Origin of the sequence: Sphingobacterium corticibacterium, assembly GCF_004208525.1 — a bacterium.
Classification (GTDB): domain Bacteria; phylum Bacteroidota; class Bacteroidia; order Sphingobacteriales; family Sphingobacteriaceae; genus Sphingobacterium; species Sphingobacterium corticibacterium.
This window is the reverse complement of record NZ_SGIT01000002.1, coordinates 113,886-134,395: the sequence shown is the minus strand read 5'-3', so window position 1 is coordinate 134,395 and position 20,510 is coordinate 113,886. Positions and strand designations below refer to the sequence as shown.

15 protein-coding genes are annotated in these 20,510 nt (G+C 43.0%); 14 read left to right on the top strand and 1 reads right to left on the bottom strand.

Annotation, left to right across the window (positions count from 1 at the left end; translation table 11 throughout):
* The first annotated feature begins 8 nt into the window (after positions 1 to 8).
* The 14 genes from EWE74_RS09235 to EWE74_RS09170 all read left to right on the top strand — a co-directional run bounded on the left by EWE74_RS09235 (position 9) and on the right by EWE74_RS09170 (position 19,551).
* Complete coding sequence (locus tag EWE74_RS09235; RefSeq protein ID WP_130141277.1) at positions 9 to 1,667, top strand: IPT/TIG domain-containing protein; 1,659 nt, start codon at positions 9 to 11, stop codon at positions 1,665 to 1,667.
* A gap of 101 nt (positions 1,668 to 1,768) precedes the next feature.
* Entirely contained in the window at positions 1,769 to 3,106 is a 1,338-nt protein-coding gene (locus EWE74_RS09230; RefSeq protein ID WP_130141276.1) for a sialidase family protein, read from the top strand.
* 22 nt (positions 3,107 to 3,128) lie between these two features.
* Entirely contained in the window at positions 3,129 to 4,838 is a 1,710-nt protein-coding gene (locus tag EWE74_RS09225) for a hypothetical protein (RefSeq protein WP_130141275.1), read from the top strand.
* A gap of 129 nt (positions 4,839 to 4,967) precedes the next feature.
* A complete protein-coding gene (locus EWE74_RS09220) occupies positions 4,968 to 8,222 on the top strand; it encodes a SusC/RagA family TonB-linked outer membrane protein (RefSeq protein WP_206365194.1) in 3,255 nt (1,084 codons plus the stop codon).
* A gap of 23 nt (positions 8,223 to 8,245) precedes the next feature.
* Entirely contained in the window at positions 8,246 to 9,706 is a 1,461-nt protein-coding gene (locus tag EWE74_RS09215) for a RagB/SusD family nutrient uptake outer membrane protein (protein ID WP_239018609.1), read from the top strand.
* Positions 9,707 to 9,733: 27 nt separating this feature from the next.
* Positions 9,734 to 10,903 carry a sialidase family protein gene (locus tag EWE74_RS09210; RefSeq protein WP_130141274.1) on the top strand — a complete coding sequence of 390 codons (1,170 nt, stop codon included), beginning with the start codon at positions 9,734 to 9,736 and terminating at the stop codon, positions 10,901 to 10,903.
* 44 nt (positions 10,904 to 10,947) lie between these two features.
* Positions 10,948 to 12,069, top strand: a complete 1,122-nt coding sequence (locus EWE74_RS09205; RefSeq protein ID WP_130141273.1) for a family 43 glycosylhydrolase — start codon at positions 10,948 to 10,950, stop codon at positions 12,067 to 12,069.
* A gap of 46 nt (positions 12,070 to 12,115) precedes the next feature.
* The gene (locus EWE74_RS09200; protein WP_130141272.1) at positions 12,116 to 13,942 is read left to right on the top strand and encodes a beta-N-acetylhexosaminidase; all 1,827 of its coding nucleotides are present in this window, start codon (positions 12,116 to 12,118) and stop codon (positions 13,940 to 13,942) included.
* Between the two features lie 22 nt (positions 13,943 to 13,964).
* Positions 13,965 to 14,873 (top strand): hypothetical protein, encoded by a 909-nt coding sequence (locus tag EWE74_RS09195; RefSeq protein ID WP_130141271.1) that lies wholly within the window; start codon positions 13,965 to 13,967, stop codon positions 14,871 to 14,873.
* The gene (locus EWE74_RS09190; protein WP_130141270.1) at positions 14,863 to 16,107 is read left to right on the top strand and encodes an MFS transporter; all 1,245 of its coding nucleotides are present in this window, start codon (positions 14,863 to 14,865) and stop codon (positions 16,105 to 16,107) included. Before EWE74_RS09195 ends, EWE74_RS09190 begins: the two co-directional genes overlap by 11 nt.
* Complete coding sequence (locus EWE74_RS09185) at positions 16,104 to 16,904, top strand: HpcH/HpaI aldolase family protein (protein ID WP_130141269.1); 801 nt, start codon at positions 16,104 to 16,106, stop codon at positions 16,902 to 16,904. Before EWE74_RS09190 ends, EWE74_RS09185 begins: the two co-directional genes overlap by 4 nt.
* A 5-nt stretch (positions 16,905 to 16,909) precedes the next feature.
* A complete protein-coding gene (locus EWE74_RS09180) occupies positions 16,910 to 17,854 on the top strand; it encodes an aldo/keto reductase (RefSeq protein ID WP_130141268.1) in 945 nt (314 codons plus the stop codon).
* On the top strand, positions 17,851 to 18,768 hold the full coding sequence (locus tag EWE74_RS09175) for a Gfo/Idh/MocA family oxidoreductase (protein WP_130141267.1): 918 nt from the start codon (positions 17,851 to 17,853) through the stop codon (positions 18,766 to 18,768). Before EWE74_RS09180 ends, EWE74_RS09175 begins: the two co-directional genes overlap by 4 nt.
* 3 nt (positions 18,769 to 18,771) lie before the next feature.
* A complete protein-coding gene (locus EWE74_RS09170) occupies positions 18,772 to 19,551 on the top strand; it encodes an SDR family oxidoreductase (RefSeq protein ID WP_130141266.1) in 780 nt (259 codons plus the stop codon).
* Here the strand turns inward: EWE74_RS09170 and EWE74_RS09165 are convergent.
* Positions 19,548 to 20,429 carry an AraC family transcriptional regulator gene (locus EWE74_RS09165; protein ID WP_130141265.1) on the bottom strand — a complete coding sequence of 294 codons (882 nt, stop codon included), beginning with the start codon at positions 20,427 to 20,429 and terminating at the stop codon, positions 19,548 to 19,550. The genes EWE74_RS09170 and EWE74_RS09165 overlap by 4 nt on opposite strands.
* Positions 20,430 to 20,510: the final 81 nt, after the last annotated feature.

Genomic DNA, 20,510 nt, shown 5'->3' with positions numbered 1-20,510 from the left:
GTACGTATATGAACACTATTTTATGGAACTTGCTATGTATGTTCGTCCTTTTGGGCGTGCCATCATGCGCAAAGAAAACAGAAGATCCGGATGTAAAGGTTGACGAAAATGGCCTGTTTGTCAAACTTATTTTGCCCAATGTGGCAGAAGCGGGTAGCACCGTACAGGTGCAAGGTAGGGGGTTTGGAGACAACCCGGGAAATGTACAGGTAAAGTTTGGTGATGTTTCTGCGGAGGTATTGGAAGTTCGCAGGGATGTTATTTCGGTAAAGGTACCCTCATTAACGAGCGGATCAACGGTGGATGTACATGTTTACATTGGTGGCGTAGCTGCAAATACAACAAAATTACGGGTTAGAGATAAAGGCGAATCTGCCCTAGCAGAAAAAGATACCTTAGAATGGATAGAAAATAAAAGTCCTAATATTGCGGCTATTAGAGCCGGTATACCTGCTTACGACGAGCAGGTGGTGAAATATATCCGTAACGGGCGCCAACTGCTAGAGGTAGAATTGGGTAAGCCGGTAATTGTCGCTGTGGCAGACCGAGAATTACCCTGGGGGTTTTTCAATTTTCCCGGTATACGACGCTCATTGTCAGGTCAGCAGATATCTGTCAGCTGGAGCATGAGCCACGACAATGCCGAGAGTTATGGCCAGGCAGTGAGCGGTAATAGTGCGGTATCTAGCGATGAAGGGGAGACATGGACACGCGTGGAAAGAGCTCCTACGGGTGGAGGAATATTGTTAAGTAACGGAGATCGTATTACGGTTTCCACCCCTGCGGCCATTCCCGTAGGTGATCTTGACCTTCCGCCTGTCTTGGCCACTTTCCAGGACGGATCGAACTATGACCGCCTTTTTCGAATTTATGAATACGATAAACTGCCTTTGCAGGTGCAAGGTACATATCAACACCGAATCAAGAGTGGAACAACGGCTTGGGTCGCCGAACGGGGTACTTTGGTACATCCAAATCTAGCCCGCTATTCGGATGGCAATCTTTTTCCCGTGGTGTGGTGGGGTGATATGCATGAATTGTCTGATGGGATATACAGAGGGACATACCCTACTTACGAAACTAAGCCCGGTGGAGGGATTGACGCATCGGGCGTGACCTTTTATAAATCTACGGATTTAGGGTTAACATGGACTAAACAAGGGAATATACCTTATCAACCTGATCTGATGTTAGATCCTAACGGCAATAAACGTAAAGCATTTGGATGGACCGAGCCTGCATTTGCAGCACTGAAGAACGGTACGTTTTTGTCGGTGTTGCGTACACAGGATGGCTTTGGTGAAAGCCCCATGTATGTAAGTACCTCTACAAATAAGGGAGTAAGCTGGACCAAACCGAAAGTATTTACCGGTGCCGGTGTATTGCCAAAACTTCTGGAGCTGGACAATGAGATCGTGGCATTAGCCTCCGGCAGACCCGGTGTACAGTTGCGTTTCATGCTGAATAACAATGCCGATGACTGGTCTGAACCTTTTGAGATGCTGCCCTGGGTGCCCAACGAGACCTTCACCTGTGGATACACCGGATTTCTGAAAGTAGATGACAATAGCTTTTTGGTCGTGTATTCGGATTTCTGGCACCGGACGCCTGAAGGTGAAAGACGTAAAGCAATTAAAGTAAGGAAAGTGACGGTGAAAAGGCTGTAGAATGCCCACACCGTTATGCCAATATGCAAAGATGAAACTCGCATTGGCAAGCGAGGATAGGATTTATAGAACAGATAGTTTATAGCAGAAAACAGAAAAACATGAGTGTGAAATTTATTTACGGGTTGTTCTTTTTATTGGTGGGGTGTAGTACGCAACAAGCCGTTGTCAACGTACAGGATCATCGGATAGATTTTGACGGGGCATCGTTAAAGGAGGGGATCCCGGCGTATGGTAAAACTGAATATGTTTATCAGAAAGATGGAAAGAACCGTTTCAAAATAGATCTTGGCGAACCTATCGTAGTCGCTGTCGCTGATAAACCCTATAAATGGGGCTTTTTTCAGTTCCCCGGATTATACTGGTCCGATCAAGGGGAGATCGTGGCCCGATGGAATATGGCACATGATGATGCCGAAAGCTATGGAAAAGGAGGACATGGATACGCCGTTTCAAAAGACAACGGCAAAACCTGGACGCAGGCGGATAAACCGCCAATAGGAGGGGGACTGGCCTTAAAGAATGGTGAATATATCAATATTCATACCCCACCGGCTATGCCTAGGAAAGACTTGCATCTACCCGAGCCTATCGCTACGGTTAAGGAAGCTTACGGACGTACATTTAGGTTTTGGAAAATGGAAGATCTACCTAAGGAACTGCAGGGTGTATACATACAGAGGCGAACAAAGGAGCGTAGTGAATGGATAGTGGAGCATAATGATATCAACGAACCGAATATGGTTCGATATTCCGACAACGATTTACTGCCGATCGTGTGGTGGGGTGATATGAAGCTAGAGAAAGATGGTTCTATCGTCGCAGGCGTATATCCCGGCTTTACATTTGTAAACGGAACGGTACCGTCTTCGGACGTCGCTTTTTACCGATCGCAGGATGGCGGGAGAAGTTGGTCATTCATTGGGCGTATCCCTTATCACTATGATCCGATTAAAGATCCCAAAGGAGGACAGAGGCATGCATTGGGATGGACGGAGCCGGCTTTTGAGATCTTGCAGGATGGTTCGTATCTGTCCGTGATACGGACAACCGACGGTTTGGGTAGTAGCCCGATGTATTATAGCCGATCAACTGACCAAGGGAAAAGTTGGAATAAACCTACTGCCTTTACCAAAGCCGGAGTCTTGCCCAAATTAAAACAATTGGATAATGGAGCCTTAGTGTTGGCCTCTGGCAGGCCGGGTTTACAGATACGTATCGCGTTGGATGAAGAAGGAGAGGAATGGTCCGATCCCTTTGAAATGTTGCCCTGGCTAGAAGGAGTGGATGGAAATACGCTAACTTGTGGCTATCCTGAGCTATTGCAGACAGGAAAAGATAAGTTTTTGCTGATTTATTCGGATTTTCAATATAAAACATCTACCGGCGATATCCGGAAAGCTATTAAAACCCGTGAGATTACGGTAAAAAAGATGTAAACCTTTAGCACTCTCCACAGTTATGTATAAAATTTTTGCAAGTATAATTTTAGTCAGTTTGATCCTACAGGGGCTTTTTGCACAGCAGGCCGGAATCATCAATTATAATGATGACAAGGATGTAAAGCTTCTTTTCGACTATTATCATCATAATTTGCCCTCGACCAAAGTGGGTAATCACATCGTTACAGGGAGTTGGTTGGATTCGGATGGCCGGTATGGCTGGAATGACTTTGTGCATACCAATACACTTGACCATACTTATACTATCCTTTCCAAAGAGTATTCGATTTCCATGAGCCGGTCTCCATATAGTGAGCAGCTTTTGAAAGGTTTTGATGGCGTGGTAATTTTTGCGGCAGATAACCCGGAATTAATAGCTGGCGCTAAAGTGATCAGCGATCAAGAAATTTCTGTGTTAGAAAAGTTCGTGGAGGAGGGGGGAAGTTTGATGCTGATGTTGAATGCGATGGTAGAGGATCGTTTTAGTGAATCTTTTGAAACCAACCAGGTTAAAAAGTTGCTACGAAAGTTTGGTTTAGCATGGAACAATGACGATACCCATTATTCGGACAATGTCATACCATCGGGACATCCCTATTTCTATGATGTTCCGGTATTTCATTATGGAGCGGGATGTACACTTAAGATATTGCCGGAGGCAAAAAATCCACAAGTTTTATTGAATGTTTATTCAGACAGTACGTATACAGATCGGTCTGTGTCCGGCGCGGGGATTGTGATGGTTCGCCCCGGTAAAGGAAAGGTAATATTGGTCGGCGATGCCGGTTCTTGGACAGGTAACATATCCCGGCCGTGGGCGGACAACGGAAAGATATTACAGCAGTTGTTCCGATATATGAAGCCGGACAGGGGTATCCGTCCAGCTGTTTATGAACGAGATAAGTCGCTTCATTATGAAGTTACGGTGACGGGGCTACAAGCCGTTCCGGGTGCAAATTCGCTATCCAAAATCGCCCATCCAAAATACCGGATGTTTTCGCCCAGACCGACCACCGACATGCCCTATTTCGAAGCTTCTGCGGATTTGAAAATAACCGCAGAGAGCGATACCGTTTTAAATGCTTTTCATACCGATATTGATGTGCAGGATTTCAGATGGTTTGATCAACCGACTTCGGATAGGAAAAAACAATCTATTTCCATGATGATTAGTAAGCAAGGTAAAGTTTCTGATGTCCATGCCGAAGGCTGGTATGCGCAATGGTTGTCGCCAGATTTGCCGATCATTTCCGCATTGTTGCCTGTTGATGGTTTGCAACCTGGTGACAGCTGGCAATCGCTAGAAAGTGTGCGTGTGCCAGCCTTACGTGCGACCGATCTGCCTAGTGTGAAAACCATAGATGTTGATATTCTTTATGCAAAAGACACTGTGCATATGGGAAAGTCATATCGTTACCTTGTGTCGTCCGGAGAGGCTTGGCTTTCGGATTGGGATATTAAAATAGAAGACCTCCTCCCAAAGGAAGAAACGCAGCGTGTAGGAGGGTCTAATTATCATTATCTAAATGAACGAGGCGGCAAAATATTGTTCAAAAGAGAACAGTTTGTAGACAGGATAACGGGTCATATTGTGGAAGCACGCTTGCAAACAAGAATCATATCTTGGATACAGGACAAACGAAGGCCCATCGCTAAAAGCAACATGGACAAGGACAACGAAACCATCATTTCGTTGGCTACGATCACGACATTTAAACTGAAGCAATAAAAATAAGATATCGAGCTTTTTTAATTGAAATATTGTATCGGTAATCTACATAAAAGTAGTAGAATTGAGGAGCGGTTTAGGCCTAAATTTGGTAATGTAATAATACTTATAATCAGCTCCCTTACAATTATGATTAGAAATATACAATTGAAATTAAGCAAATCATCGTCCAATAAAGAGGATAACATAAGTTGTAGTATGTATCTAAATCGGATAGCATTACTATTATTTTTTGTGTGTTCCAGTTTCCTGTCGTATGCACAAACAACGGTTACGGGGAAGGTAGTAGATCAGGATAAAAACCCGGTATCAAGTGTGACGATTACAGAGAAAGGAACCCAAAACGGAACATCTACCGGAGAAGATGGAACCTTTAGCTTAGCGGTAAACTCGAACCAAAGTATTTTGGTCATTAGCGCCATCGGAAAGAAAACCATCGAAGTGCCTGCATCTAGTGCTACACTTGCAGCTATCTCCCTTGAAAATGATGATACCAATATTGAGGAAGTATTGGTGGTCGGTTATGGTACGCAATCCAGAGAAACTTTAACAACAGCTATTTCCAAAATGGATGAAAAGGTGTTGGAGAATGTTTCTTTTGCCAATCCGGCATCAGCTTTACAAGGAACGGTATCGGGGGTTCGGGTTCAAAGCACCTCAGGGCAACCGGGTGCTGCACCACGGGTAATTATTCGCGGTGGTACATCCATTAACAATCCGAACGGTGCTAGTCCTTTGTATATCATCGATGGTGTTATCCGTTCCAACATGAACGATATCAATGCTGATGATATTGCTTCCATGCAAGTATTGAAAGATGCCGCCTCCACGTCCATTTATGGCGCTAGAGGATCAAACGGGGTTGTCATCATCACCACCAAATCTGGCGATGCGAACCGTACTAAAGTTGAATATTCGTATAATTTGACATCTTCTAACGTCGGTAAATTGTATGATGTGGCTTCTGCTAGAGATTATATTTATTACTCTCGAGTCGGTGCGCAGGTAGCGGAGCGTAAAGTGCCGGGTTCCATCAATCTGTTAACACAACCAAGTGGTTTTGGTACAGGTAATGACTTGACCAATAATACCGGTTTTACAACACAATATTTAACGGATGCGAATAAGCATAAATTGAATGAGGGATGGCAATCGATGGAGGATCCGACCGATCCCAGTAAAACGATTATCTTCCAAGAAACCAATTGGCAGGATGTCTTATTCCAAAATAGTTTATCCCATGATCACCACCTGGCGGTATCTGGCGGTACAGATCGTGCTACCGTAAATGCGAGCATTGGTTACATGAAGAGCGATGGTATCGCCATTACAACTTTCTATGACCGTATTTCAGCGAACCTGAATTCGGACTTAAAGGTTAACGATAAATTGACGGTGAATGGCAAGATGATGTACAGTTATTCGACCAATAATGTTGTTTATAGCGATTCGGAGTTATTCTTTAGAGCAGCTAATCTAGCGCCAACCGCCAAGTACACTTTTGAAGACGGTACGCTAGCTCCAGGACAAGCTAGGAACACCGGTAATCCGGTTTATTATTTGAATAAAAGAGACAATAAAGCGGCTACGGAGAATTTAACATTAGCACTTTCTGCAGATTGGAAGCCAATTGAAGGATTAACAGTTTCACCCCAGGTTTCCCTGTACAAAGTAACGGGTGATAATTATGTGTTTACCCATGCTTACTTGAATGGCGTTGGTAATGTCAATACAACCCGACCGGCATCATCTGCCTACAATAAAAATATGCAGACCCAAGCGGATCTAATTGCTAATTATACAAAAAGCTATGGAAACCATACTTTCGACGCTATGGGAGGTTTCTCTTACTTCCAAAGATATATATATGGCTTTAATGCATCCGGACAAGGAGCAGCAACGGATTTGATCCCTACTTTGAACGCATCTTCTACACCTGTTTCCGTAAATGGAAATGAAACCATATTTGCTATGGTAGGGTATTTCTCTCGCTTAAACTATAATTATGCGCAAAAATACTTGCTTTCCTTAACGGCAAGATATGATGGGGCATCTAACCTAGGTGCCAACTACCGTTGGGGGTTTTTCCCTGGAGTTTCCGTAGGATGGAATATGCATAAGGAAGATTTCTTTGTCAACGCCCAGCCTTACTTATCGACTTTAAAATTAAGGGCTAGTTATGGTGTAAATGGTAATATTTCAGGATTGTCAGATTTCCACGCGCAGGGATCTTATGCCGTGGGTAGCCGTTATCTGGACGAATCTGCTGTACAGAACACCGTTTTGGCTAACCCTAACTTGAAATGGGAACAATCCAAAACGTTAGATTTCGGGCTAGATGTAGGTTTTATGGATAATCGGTTCAACATCTTATTCGATTATTACAATAGAAGAACGGACGACCTGATTACGAACTTGACCTTACCTCCATCAACCGGATTTTCTAGCATTTCAACCAATTTGGGAAGCCTTCAAAATAAGGGTATTGAATTGGAGTTGAATGCAGATATCTTACCAAGAACTTCTGAATTAGGCTGGAATGTTGGTTTCAATATCTCAACAACCAAAACCAAAATCTTGAGATTACCTGACAACGGCGTATTGAATAACCGTGTAGGTGGTGTGTATGTCTGGGATAATGCTTCAAACGATTATGCCTGGAAAGGTGGATTGCAAGAGGGTGGCCGCATAGGGGACTTCTATGGTTGGCAACAAGATGGTATCTATCGTACCGATGCCGAAGCTGCAAATGCACCAATGGATTTAACCATGCCTTTTGCCGACAAGACCAAATATGGAGGCGATGTGAATTACGCGGATTTAGATCGTAATGATACTTTGGATACGCGTGATTTAGCCTATCTCGGAAATCCTTATCCAACGGTAACAGGAGGTTTTTCTACTTCTGTAAACTATAAAGGTTTCTCTCTTTATGCGCGTATGGATTACACGAAAGGGCATACGATCTATAACTATGCGAAAATCTTCCTAAGTGGGCTGTGGGCTCCAAACTTAAATATTCCTCAGGAAATGATTGACAAGGGATGGAAGCAAGACGGAGATATGGCTGAGCGCCCTCAATATATACCTGGAACAGCCAATTACAGTTACTGGAGAGGGAGTGCTTATCACTTATCTTCCACCAATTCTGAGTTCTACGAGAAAGGGGATTTCCTGACCCTACGTGAAGTGACCTTAGCTTATCAAATTCCTTCCGCATGGACAGAACGTTTTAAACTAAAAAATGTGCGTGTGAATGTGACAGGTAGCAATCTGTACTATTTCACAACATATACAGGTCTGAATCCAGAGGATGGAGGTACCGATCAAGGTCGTTATCCTATCCCTCGTAATTTCTCCGTTGGACTGAAAGCAGCATTTTAATGAATACATTTAAAGCAAACAAGATGATGAAAAAATCAATCATAAAATTAGGTTTATTAGCAGCTTTACTTTCTTTTCAAACAGCGTGTAATACATCTTTAGAATTAGATCCTACGAGTGTGATCACCAATGAATCCTTCTGGAAAACGGAAGATGATGCAAGAGGTGGGTTAACAAGTTTATATGTCAAGCAACGTAGTCTGGCAAGTTTAAATTTATTCATCTGGGGAGAGGCTCGTAGTGAGGTGATGGAATGGGGGAAAGTGAGTGGAACCCTGGATTACGATCGTTATTACCTAAATACGTTGAGTAGCGTTTCTGCTGGTCCTTCCTGGCAAGCTGTTTATTCGGCTATCAATGATGCAAATTTGATTTTAAAGTATGTTCCGAATATTTCGTTTGCTAACGAGGCGAACAAAAATGATCTTTTAGCACAAGCATATGTTTCCCGCGCATTCCTTTACTTTGTGCTGGTAAAAACCTGGGGAGAAGTGCCTATCCGTACAGAACCGGTAGAAGGTGCAGAACCGGATGTAATCCAAAAGGCCAGATCATCTCAAGAACAAGTTTTCACGCTTATCAAAGATGATTTGGAAAAAGCGAATGCGCTGTTTTCCAGCTACAGTTTTATCAAAAGTAGAAACTACTGGTCTAAAGCAGGTGTCCAGGCATTGAAGGCTGATGTATACTTATGGACTGCCAAGCGGTTAAGTGGTGGAAATGCTGACTTCCAAACAGCGCTTACAGCTTGTGATGAAGTAGCTAAGGCAGATGTTTCTTTGTTACCTAACTATGCTGATCTATTCGAATATGGAAATAAGAATAACAATGAAGTGATAATGGCTATTGGGAATAAGGAATTTGAAATTGGGAATAATTACTTCGCAAATCTATATTCTTCCCGGTTGCCAAATGAGATAGATCCAACGACCAATGAGATCATTGGCCAAACTTCAGGTGGTATGGTTTGGACGGTAACAGATTTGGCTAAGAATCAATTCAAAGATGGAGATTTAAGAAAAGCAGCTTCGGTATTGGATATGCCAGCGCCTGGATTCTATCCGACCTTAATCATAAAAGGCAGAGGAACATTAATTTCTGGCGTGCGTTATTTCACAAGTGATTTTGTGATCTACCGTTATGCGGATGTATTGTTGATGAAAGCGGAAGCGAAAAATGGATTGGGCCAAGATCCTTCCACGGAAATGAACTTGGTGCGACAAAGAGCCTACGGGGCTGCTTATGAAGCCAATAAATTTGTAAATGGCAGCAATGTACAGAACGATCAAGCTATACTGCAAGAACGATTATTGGAATTGATGTTTGAGGGTAAACGCTGGTGGGATTTGGTTCGTTTCCATAAAGCATTTGAATTAGTGCCTACCTTAGAAGGAAGGGCTAACCAGAAACACTTGGAATATTTCCCGATCTCGGAACAAGTATTAAGTTTGGAACCGTTGGTTGAACAAACTAATGGGTATTAATATCTATTGAATATTATAATATTGAACATGACGAAAAGAAATAGAATAGTCGGATTAGCCCTGGGCATGTTGCTTTCTTCGCAATTAGGTTTTGCACAATCTAGTACCATAAAGAAAGTGAAGGATATCGTTGTTTATCAAGACACATTGTTTTATAATGCTTTTCCTTCTGTCATAAAAAAGAAAGATGGTGAATTCCTTGTCGCATTCAGGCAGGCTCCCAATCGTCGTATATTCGGTACAGAGAAGATTTCACATGTAGATCATAATAGCTATCTGGTGACCTTAAAATCCAAAGACGGTGAGCAATGGTCTACATCCCCAGAATTACTCTACGCCCATGCATTTGGTGGGTCGCAAGATCCCTGTATGATTCAGTTGAAAGACGGTACACTGCTTTGTGCCAGCTATGGCTGGACAACTGTTGATAAAAGTTTAGAAGTTCCAGAAAAGCCATTGTTTAATTCAGGTGGTTTTACTTTTCTAGGTGGGTACGTCATGCGATCAACCGATAAAGGGAAGAGCTGGCAAGGTCCTCATTATCCAGTCAACGTTCCGGATGAGAGACATTATGACCCCTTCGGACAGCCCATGTCGGCCTATAATCGCGGAGCGTTGTACGAAACAAAAGATGGTCGTGTGTTGTGGGTAGTGGCTGCGCACGATCGCCCGGGCAAAACATCCAACTACTTATTGATCTCTCATGATAAAGGGTTGACTTGGACGTATTCGGGTGTGGTAGCTAAGGATGACAAGATCTCGTTCAACGAAACTTCGGTTTATGAAACGCCAAAAGGGGATATCGTGGCATTTATGCGCACGGCGAGGTATGATGATCAAGCTTGTATCGCACGTTCTACTGATGGCGGAAAAACCTTCAAATGGGAAAGCATGGGATTTAAAGGGCATCCTTTACAGGCGATGCGATTACCGGATAATCGCGTTTTTGTGGTTTATGGATACAGACATCAACCTTTTGGCATTCGTGCCCGGATTTTAAATGCAGAGTGTACCGATTTTGCTACGGCAGAGGAATTTGTAATCCGGGAGGACGGTGGCAGTTGGGATATTGGTTATCCTTGGTCTGTACAGTTGGACAAGAATAGGGTTTTGGTCGTTTATTATTATAATCAAAACGATGGTCCACGGTACATTGCAGGTAGTATTTTGGAAGTGGGACCTCAAAAGGGTAAGTAAACGAACGCATTCCAGAAGTTTTATACTAAATTTTAATAAATACCATGAGAAATAGACATTTGAAATATGGCATATTGCTTGCCATAACGGCCTGCCTTATAGGATGTGCAAAAGGCAGCAGTCCGGATAACAAGGAGGAAAAGCCGCCCGAGCCGGAAGAGGAACCAAAAGAAGAGGTTTCGGGCAATTATACGAATCCGGTTTTTGAGCCGATATTAGCTGATCCGACGGTTGCCCGGGATCCCAGTACCGGCATTTTTTATGCCATTGGTACGTCAGACGATTGGGGTGACGGCAAAGGCCACCGGCTGATGCCGGTACTGAAGTCAACGGATCTGGTGAACTGGACGATCGTGGGCGATGCTTTTATATCCAAGCCGGCGTGGAAAAAAGAAAGGGCAGCGGAAAGCTCGCTTTGGGCGGGAGACCTCGCCAAAGTCAATGGCATGTATCATCTTTATTATTCCTATTCCGCATGGGCAGATGCCAATCCCGCGATAGGTCTGGCCACGTCCCCCAGTCCGGCTGCGCCATTTGCGGATCAGGGTAAACTGTTTTTCACCAGTGAAATCGGTGTGCCCAATTCCATCGATCCGCTGTATTGGGAAGAAGGAGAAAAGAAGTATCTGTTTTGGGGAAGCTATAGTAATGCATCCAATCAAGGGACGTATGGCATAGAGCTGTCGGCAGACGGTAAATCGGTCCCAGATCTGAGTAAAAAGTTTAAGATCGCTGCAGGAGATTTCGAAGCGGTGGTGCTGCATAAACGGGACGGATATTACTATTTCTTTGGGTCAAGGGGGCATTGCTGTGACGGAGCAGCCAGTACCTACCATGTCCGGATTGCCCGGTCCACGACGCTCGCCGGACCCTATCTAGACAAAGACGGAAAGGATATCCGGGAACGTGGAAATGGGACATTATTTCTGCAAGGTAACGACATGTATGCCGGTCCCGGCCACAATGCGCGCTTGATCGCCGATGATGAAGGTACCGACTGGTTTATATACCATGCAATAGATAAAGAAAAGGCGAAAGTTTCTAGCGGGGCCACCCGAAGGGTACTGATGCTGGATAAGGTAACCTGGACGGATGGATGGCCTGTGATTGAAGGGAGTTCACCCAGTGTGACTGAAAAACCGGCACCGGTGTTTAAGAAGAAATAAACAAATTCACAAGGATACAGTAGGCGTTGTAAGATAAATAGCAGATATGACAAAGATTTTTTATTTCATCGTATTTATTTTTTTCTGTTTTAAAGCGGATGCGCAGGAATCCGATCAGCAACTATCACTGATTCCGCAGCCCTTGCACATGGAGGAGCAAGACGGGGATTTCAAACTGGACGGGAACGTCACTGTCAAGGTGGATGATAAGAACGAGGAATTACGGAAACTGGCAGATCTTTTCGTACAGGGGGTATATGACCGTACCGGACTGACTATCAAAAGAGGCAAGCCTGATGAAAAAGGGAAATCCATCCTTTTAAAAATTGCATCCGATACGTTGGGCGATGAAGGTTATAGACTTTTCGTTACCAATAAAGATATCGTCGTCCAAGCTTCTAAAGCGAATGGAATATTTTATGGTATCCAGACGATCTACCAACTCCTCCCCACGGAGGTGAGCGGTTCTTGGGTATCCATTCCTGCGGTGAGCATTTTCGACCAGCCCCGTTTTGGCTGGCGAGGGCTGATGTTGGATGTGGGAAGATATTTCTATTCGGTGGAATATGTCAAGAAATTTATCGACTACCTCTCCATGCACAAGCTAAATGTGTTCCACTGGCATTTGACCGAAGATCATGGATGGCGGATAGCGATAAAGAAATACCCTCGATTGACCGAGGTGGGTGCCTGGCGGTCGGGAACAAACTTCCAGCCGGGAAACAATATCGATCATAATCCCCACGGTGGTTTTTATACACAGGAAGAGATCAGAGAGGTGGTAGCCTATGCTAAAGATCGTTATGTAACTGTCGTTCCTGAAATTGAACTTCCCGGTCATTCGCTTGCAGCCTTGACGGCTTATCCGGATCTGTCGTGCACGGGCGGTCCCTTTCAGATACCGGAAAAATGGGGGATACAGGAAGATATCTATTGTGCGGGAAAAGAAGAAGTGTTTGTTTTTCTAGAAAACGTACTCGCAGAAGTGATTGAACTTTTTCCAAGTGAAATTATCCATATTGGAGGCGATGAAGCACCCAAAAAACGCTGGTCGGCCTGTCCGCATTGTCAAAAGCGCATAAAGGAAGAAGGCCTTAAAGACGAACACGAACTACAAAGTTACTTTATAACCCGAATTGAAAGATTCTTGAATAGCAAGGGAAGAAAGATTATTGGTTGGGACGAAATACTGGAGGGTGGACTCGCGCCTAATGCAGCGGTGATGTCATGGCGTGGTACGAAAGGTGGGATAGCCGCAGCGAAGATGGGGCATCCGGTGGTGATGACACCGACCTCACACATGTATTTTGATTATTTTCAAGGTGAGCCCTATCTGGAGCCCTTTGCCATCTGGGGGCATGTACCACTGCGGAAAGTATATGGCTATGAACCTGTACCGGAAGAGCTTACAACCGAAGAGCAAAAGTATGTGTTGGGCGTGCAGGGAAATCTGTGGAGCGAATTCATTCATTCATCAGACAAAAATGAGTATATGACCTATCCCAGAGGTGCAGCATTGGCCGAGATTGCATGGAGTAATCCGGAAAGGAAGAATTGGGAAGACTTTAAAAGACGCATGGAGGAACAATATAGACGCTATGAGCAGAAAGGGATTAACTATTCCCGCAGTGCATACCAGGTTTATTTCGAGGTTACAGACCAGGTGGACCATAACAAGTCAACCGTCAACCTGTTAACAGATAGCTATCAACCGGAAATATACTATACACTGGATGGCAGTGAACCCACAACGCAATCAAATCAGTTCGAAGGTCCATTTGAGGTGCCTGTACAAAAAACAGTTCGTGCAGCCACGTTTAAAGACGGTCAACGAATCAGTCCGGTAAGTAGTAGGGCCATAATACATTTTTAGAGAAACAGACTATATAAAAGATATGAGGGGATTTCAAATGGGTTTACTCCTACTGATCGGTATTCCATTATGCAGCATAGGACAAAGTAAAGAAATGGCGTTAGCAGACTTAAAATCACTTTTATATTCTGAAAAGGAATGGGTAAAGGTTCATGTAGCTGAATTTCTATTATGGGAGAATTGTTATCTGGATGAAGTACGGGTTGAATTTTTAGAAGAAGAGGAACAGTATGGCCATGTTCCCAAGTATCGTATAGGGATTTGGCGAGTATTGGTTCAATCAGCGACAGATGAGAAAAACAAACAATATTGGATAGATAAGATTATGGCGGCCTATCGTAATGCCGAGGGCGAAGATAGGCTTCATGCCATCGAGACACTAGCAAAGCTACAGGTCGGTGTGGTTCAGGATCTACCAGCAGGTCTAGAAAGTTCCTTCCGGTTGTATTCGCTTTGGAACTATGCGTTAGGATCAGAGGGAAAAAAGCAAACCGTAAAGAATATGCTTATCCGAGATTTGGTAAGTAATAAGCTACCAGAACTGGAAATGCATGTGACGTCCTTTATCCTCCGATATATCGGTCCATTAGCAGAAAATGAATATGTCCAGTTGAAGACTTGGATGCAGACGAAGGATCTAAACACTGCTTTACGGAGTAATCTGTTAGCGACGTTGTTGATTGCCTATCCAGAAAATCAACCGGTTAACGAACAAAGCGAGCTAAAAAAGGAATTGTTTGCTATGTTTCGGGATGCCGAGGCGATTCCTCACGTTACAATGGCGTTAGCACAGAAATCGGATGACAACGACCAGAAGATGGTATCGGATATGTATGAAACGATGCGTAACATTAAAAGTGGAAATTATAATAGCGACTTTCACGCTATGGCGGCATATATGGTATTGAAAAGAGGAGAAGATGACGAATAGAAAATACTATCCCTGGTTACTTGTTGGACTTCTATGTATTATAGGCTGTCTCAATTATTTGGATCGCATGATGATTGTCACGATGCGCAGCAGCATTATTGAAGAGATACCAATGACAGACGCACAGTTTGGATTGTTGACCTCCGTTTTTTTATGGGTATATGGTTTTACTAGTCCAATAGCAGGTTATATTGCTGACCGTTTTAATCGAAGCATCGTCATTATCGGTAGTTTATTTGTTTGGTCATTAGTGACGTGGTTAACTTCTTTAGCAACTTCGTTTGAATATTTGCTAGCAGCAAGGGCATTGATGGGCATTAGTGAAGCTTTTTATATACCGGCAGCAATGGCTTTAATTATGGATTGGCATTCGGACAGGACAAAATCTACCGCAGTTGGATTGCATGTAGGTGGAGTGATGATCGGACAAAGTTTAGGGTTTATTGGTGGTTGGATTGCTGAAACACATACGTGGCATTATGCTTTTCATATTTTTGGCGTTATCGGCGTGATCTATGCGGTGAGTTTGATCTTCTTATTGAAAGACCGCAAGAAGGTATCCGTTAACGTAGATGTTGACGCGGATAAAATACCAGAAGAAATAGATTTTAAATTGGCTATTCGAAGTCTGTTTCGTAATCGTGCGTTTGTAATGGTTGTGGTGATATGGGGACTGGCGGGTGCTATCAGTTGGATGATAAATGGCTGGCTGCCGACTTATTATAAAGAACAGTTCAATCTCTCACAGACAGAAGCGGGATTGTATTCTACAGCGTATTTTTTTCCAGTGATGCTCATTGGAGTGATTTTAGGCGGAGCGATAGCAGATTGGTGGTCGAAGACAAACGATAAAGCCCGGATATGGTTGCCGGCTATTGGTTTTTTGATTGCCGTTCCGGCTATATTTATAGCAAGTTACACAGCAATCTTATGGGCTACGGTAGGTGGTTTTCTGATATACGCACTGACACGGCCTTTCATTGACGCGAATATGATGCCTATCTTGGGAATAATAGCCGATAAGCGGTATCTTGCTACAGGTTATGGATTTTTAAATCTCTGTAGTTGTATCGTCGGCGGTGTAGGTATCTATGTGGCAGGTGCTTTACGAGATGGACAGGTTAACCTCAATATTATCTTTCAAGTAGCGGCGTTAAGCATGATTGTTTGTGCGTTTCTGTTGTTCCGTTTGAAACCGAAAAACGAGGGTAATGAAAATGAAAAAATAAGATGATGAGAAGAAGTAAGGTATTACAAAAATTGCGAACAGGCGAAACAGCAAGTTGCTTTAAGATTAATCTAAAAGACACACAATCTGTGGAAATAGCTGCTATCAGTGGATTCGACTGTATCTGGGTAGATTTGGAGCATATCGGCCAAGATTGGTCGGTTATCGCTTCCCATGTTTGGGCGACAAAAGCGCATGATACAGACTTGATGGTAAGAGTCTCTAGAGGGGCTTACAGTGATTATATTAAACCTTTGGAATTGGATGCTACGGGTATCATGGTTCCTCATGTTATGGGCGTAGAAGACGCAAAAAAAATAATCCATACGGTACGGTTTCATCCGCAAGGAAAACGCCCTATCGACGGCGGAAATGCGGACGGTGCCTACACGGCGATGGATTTCAATGCCTATCTGGAAACAGCTAACCGCGAACGTTTTGTTGTGCTGCAGATTGAAGATCCCGAGCCTTTGGATGAACTGGAAGAAATTGCTCAACTGGAAGGTTTTGATATGCTTTTTTTCGGACCTGGTGATTTCAGTCAAGGGATAGGTGCACCTGGACAATGGGATCATCCGTTTTTAATAGAAACACGCAAGCGTGTGGCGGAGGTAGCAAGAAAAAATGGAAAATTTGCAGGAACGGTAGGTTCGCCCGCAAATTTGCAGGAGCTTTTGGATATGGGGTATCATTTTGTGAGTACGGGAGCTGATGTGGTTGGATTGACGAACTACTGTAGGGATATGGTGAGAACATTTGGTAAAACCCTGGGTGATAAAGGAAAATCTTATTTAGAAGAATAGATAGGATGAAAAGAAGAATTTTAGGACGAACTGGTCTTGCTGTCTCCGAAATTGCTTTTGGTGGAGTGGAAATAGGAATGCCCTATGGTTTGGGAGCGCACGAGATGCCTGATGAAGCATCGGCTATCCGACTTTTGCAGAAAGCAGTGGAATTAGGTGTTAATTTCTTTGACACAGCAAGACATTATGGAGAAAGTGAGCGGCTGATGGGTACAGCATTTCAAGGTATTCGTGATCAAGTTGTTTTAGCGACTAAATGTGTGCATCTTAAAAATGAAGAAGGGAATATTCCTTCCTATGGGGAATTGAAGGCTACTGTTCATGAATCGTTGGAAGTCAGTTTGAAGAATTTGAAAACGGACTACGTGGATTTGTTCATGGTACATTATGCGGATATGGATATCCTCCAAAATGAAGATGTGATTCGTGTGTTTTTGGAAATACAGGGCGAAGGTCATGTTAAAAATATCGGGGTATCGGTCTACAAAGTGCAAGAGACCGCTAAAGCGATACAATCAGGTATTTGGGATGCGATCCAACTACCATTCAATCTCATGGATCAATCGCACGGTGATTGTTTTCAAAATGCTAGCGAGAAAGGTGTAGGTATTATTGTCCGCTCCGTGTTAATGCGGGGTATGCTGACAGAACGCAAGTTTAAGATGCATGAAGCATTGAAAGAGGTAGATAACCATTTAGAAGCTTATCGGACTATTGCCGAAACACATTTTCGTAATTTTCCGGAATATGCTACCAAGTTTGCCTTGAAGCACCCGCAAGTATCTAGTGTATTAGTCGGGATTGATAAAGAGGAATATTTGCATGCCAGTATTGATAATCTTAAAGGGGATGAACTTTCAACCGAAATTTTTGTACGATCAAAGAATATACAATATCCCGATCCTTCATTTTTAAATCTCGCAGAATGGGATAGAAAGGGTTGGTTATGATAAAGTTGGGAATAATTGGTATGAGTGAGGGGAATGCCCATCCTTATTCATGGTCATCCATTATCAATGGTCAATTTGACGGGGATGAAATTAGTAGGATAGGGTATCCGGCGGTTGCCTCCTATTTAGAAGCCAATAAAGATACATTAGGTATTTCTGATGCGATAGTCACGCATGTGTGGTGTCAGGAAAGGAAGATTGCGGAAAGTATAGCGCATTCATCCGGCATTACACATGTTGTCGATAATATAGTAGATATGATAGGAGAGGTGGATGCGGTTATTTTAGGACGCGACGATCCGGAAAATCATGTACAGATGGCAAAAACTTTTGTAGAGGCTGGTGTTCCGGTTTTCATTGATAAACCATTGGCTTATTCACAAAATGATTTAGCTTGGTTTGCAGATGGCGTTGCCCAAGGTCGTTTTATTATGTCCTGTTCTTCTATGCGATACGCTAACGAATGCCGGATAGCAAAACAAGAACTGGCAACATTAGGTAAAATCGAACTCGTAACAGCAGTGGGCAAAAAAGATTGGAAGAAATATGGCATACATTTGCTGGAAGCTGTTTTTAGTGTTTTAGATGATCCGATTCCCATCAGTATAAAGCATATTGGCGAACTAGATAAAGAAATAGTCTATGTGCGGTTAGCAAACGGAGCAGACATTATGTTACATCTTTACCAGCATATTTCCGGAACTTTTCAAATGACATTTTTCGGACAACAGGGATGGAAGCTAGTGGATATCCGTAATTCCTATTCCATGTTTCGGGATAATATGATCGAGTTTATTCGTTCGGTTCAGGAGGGAAAACCTCGGTTGGATTTTAAAAAGACACATCGATTGATGCGGGTTGTCATTGGGGCACAGGAGAGCTTTTTGCAAGGAGGAAAAACAATTTTATTGTAAAAGATGAACGTAAAAGAATTATTGAGTTTAAAAGATAAGGTCATTGTTGTTACCGGTGGATCGGGCAACTACGGTAAGTGTATTGTCGAAGGTCTTGCGGAAGCGGAGGCTACGGTAATCACTACATCCCGTGATTTGCAACGGGCAGAGGTTACGGCGAAGGGGTTCAGGGAGCAGGACTTGGATGTTCATGCTATGGCAGTCGATCAGGACGACTACGAATCGATGTTGGCATTAAAGAACAATATTTTGGTGCGTTACGGCAGATTGGATGGTTTTGTGAACAATGCAGTTTCTCGTCCCGTTAAGGGATACCATGCACCTATCGAACAGTTTGAAGCGTCTATGCGCTCGAATGCGACGGGTATGTTTTTTTTGCTGCGAGAATTAAGTGATTTGATTATGCAATCAGGCGGAGGAAGTGTGGTAAGTATCGCGTCCATGATGGGGATGAAAGGACCTGACTTGAGCAATTATGAAGGAACAACGGGAATGGGTGATTTGCCTGCGGATTACTTTTTTCATAATGCTGGATTGATCAATCTGTCGCGTTATATGGCCAAGATGTTGGTCGGTAAAAATATACGATTTAACTGTATCAGCCCAGGCGGGTTGTTTAACAATCAACCTGAACAGTTTGTTGCTAATTATTGTAAGAAAGTGCCATTGGGCAGGATGGCCAATGCAGATGATATTAAAGGATTAATTGTCTTATTAATGTCGAAAGCTGGTGAATATATCAACGGTGAAAATATCCTACTGGACGGTGGATTGAATGCTTAAGCAATCATCGGCTCTGCTTCCAACGCCTTTCTATATTCTTTTGGCGTCATATCTTTAAGCCTTTTAAACTGCCGGTTGAAATTCGCTAAGTTGTTGAAACCACATTCATAGGCTACCGATATAATCGTTTTATCCCTATCTGCCAAAAGCTTGCACACATGACCAATACGTATAGCGTTAAGGTATTCTACAAATGTCATCCTAAAGTGCTCTTTGAAGAAATTGCAGAACGTTGTAGTCGCCATATTGGCTTGGTCAGCGACTTCTTTAAGTGTGATGTCCCGATGGAAATTACGCAGGATATATTCCGTTATTTTACTGAACCTATCGGAATACATATCTCTCGTGTTTTCCATATAGGATGGACTGGCAAGGAGCTCATATTCCGAACTATTAGCAAGAATATCAAATATTTCGAAAAGTGAGGAAAGTCGTTTCAACCCATTTTGGCGAGGCATGGCATTCATAATTTTTGTAATCTGATAACGTGTGTGCCCCAAGATAACCAATCCTCTGTTGGAAAGGTTAAGTATTTTTTTTAAAGGTTCACTCTCAGGTAAATTGAAAAAGTTTTCGCCTAAGAAGTCTTTCAAAAAGTGTACAACTACGGCATCAGCAGTTTCTGTATTTTCTTTCTCAAAGTATTTTTGATCGTTTACCCATACATGTGGGAGAGAAGGTCCCATGAGCACGAGGTCTCCCTCTAAAAAGGTGCCAATATGATCCCCAACCATACGACGGCCGCTACTTTTGTTAACCAGAACAAACTCATATTCCGGATGATAATGCCATGGACAAGGAAAGTATAGACCTTGCTCTTTGAATACAATAAATGATTTGTCAAACTCCTTTGGTAATCTATATTCTACGGCTTTCATAATATTCGTTTTATGTGGTGTATGATACTAATTTACATCTTTTAGATCGATCAAACAATAACCAGATGTTGTTTTTGAAAA

What these genes read in the sequence shown, in the direction of transcription:
- EWE74_RS09235 (WP_130141277.1), top strand. Translation starts at nt 9, where the DNA reads ATGAACACTATTTTATGGAACTTGCTATGTATGTTCGTCCTTTTGGGC.
- EWE74_RS09230 (WP_130141276.1), top strand. Translation starts at nt 1,769, where the DNA reads ATGAGTGTGAAATTTATTTACGGGTTGTTCTTTTTATTGGTGGGGTGT.
- EWE74_RS09225 (WP_130141275.1), top strand. Translation starts at nt 3,129, where the DNA reads ATGTATAAAATTTTTGCAAGTATAATTTTAGTCAGTTTGATCCTACAG.
- EWE74_RS09220 (WP_206365194.1), top strand. Translation starts at nt 4,968, where the DNA reads ATGATTAGAAATATACAATTGAAATTAAGCAAATCATCGTCCAATAAA.
- EWE74_RS09215 (WP_239018609.1), top strand. Translation starts at nt 8,246, where the DNA reads ATGATGAAAAAATCAATCATAAAATTAGGTTTATTAGCAGCTTTACTT.
- EWE74_RS09210 (WP_130141274.1), top strand. Translation starts at nt 9,734, where the DNA reads ATGACGAAAAGAAATAGAATAGTCGGATTAGCCCTGGGCATGTTGCTT.
- EWE74_RS09205 (WP_130141273.1), top strand. Translation starts at nt 10,948, where the DNA reads ATGAGAAATAGACATTTGAAATATGGCATATTGCTTGCCATAACGGCC.
- EWE74_RS09200 (WP_130141272.1), top strand. Translation starts at nt 12,116, where the DNA reads ATGACAAAGATTTTTTATTTCATCGTATTTATTTTTTTCTGTTTTAAA.
- EWE74_RS09195 (WP_130141271.1), top strand. Translation starts at nt 13,965, where the DNA reads ATGAGGGGATTTCAAATGGGTTTACTCCTACTGATCGGTATTCCATTA.
- EWE74_RS09190 (WP_130141270.1), top strand. Translation starts at nt 14,863, where the DNA reads ATGACGAATAGAAAATACTATCCCTGGTTACTTGTTGGACTTCTATGT.
- EWE74_RS09185 (WP_130141269.1), top strand. Translation starts at nt 16,104, where the DNA reads ATGATGAGAAGAAGTAAGGTATTACAAAAATTGCGAACAGGCGAAACA.
- EWE74_RS09180 (WP_130141268.1), top strand. Translation starts at nt 16,910, where the DNA reads ATGAAAAGAAGAATTTTAGGACGAACTGGTCTTGCTGTCTCCGAAATT.
- EWE74_RS09175 (WP_130141267.1), top strand. Translation starts at nt 17,851, where the DNA reads ATGATAAAGTTGGGAATAATTGGTATGAGTGAGGGGAATGCCCATCCT.
- EWE74_RS09170 (WP_130141266.1), top strand. Translation starts at nt 18,772, where the DNA reads ATGAACGTAAAAGAATTATTGAGTTTAAAAGATAAGGTCATTGTTGTT.
- EWE74_RS09165 (WP_130141265.1), bottom strand. Translation starts at nt 20,429, where the DNA reads ATGAAAGCCGTAGAATATAGATTACCAAAGGAGTTTGACAAATCATTT.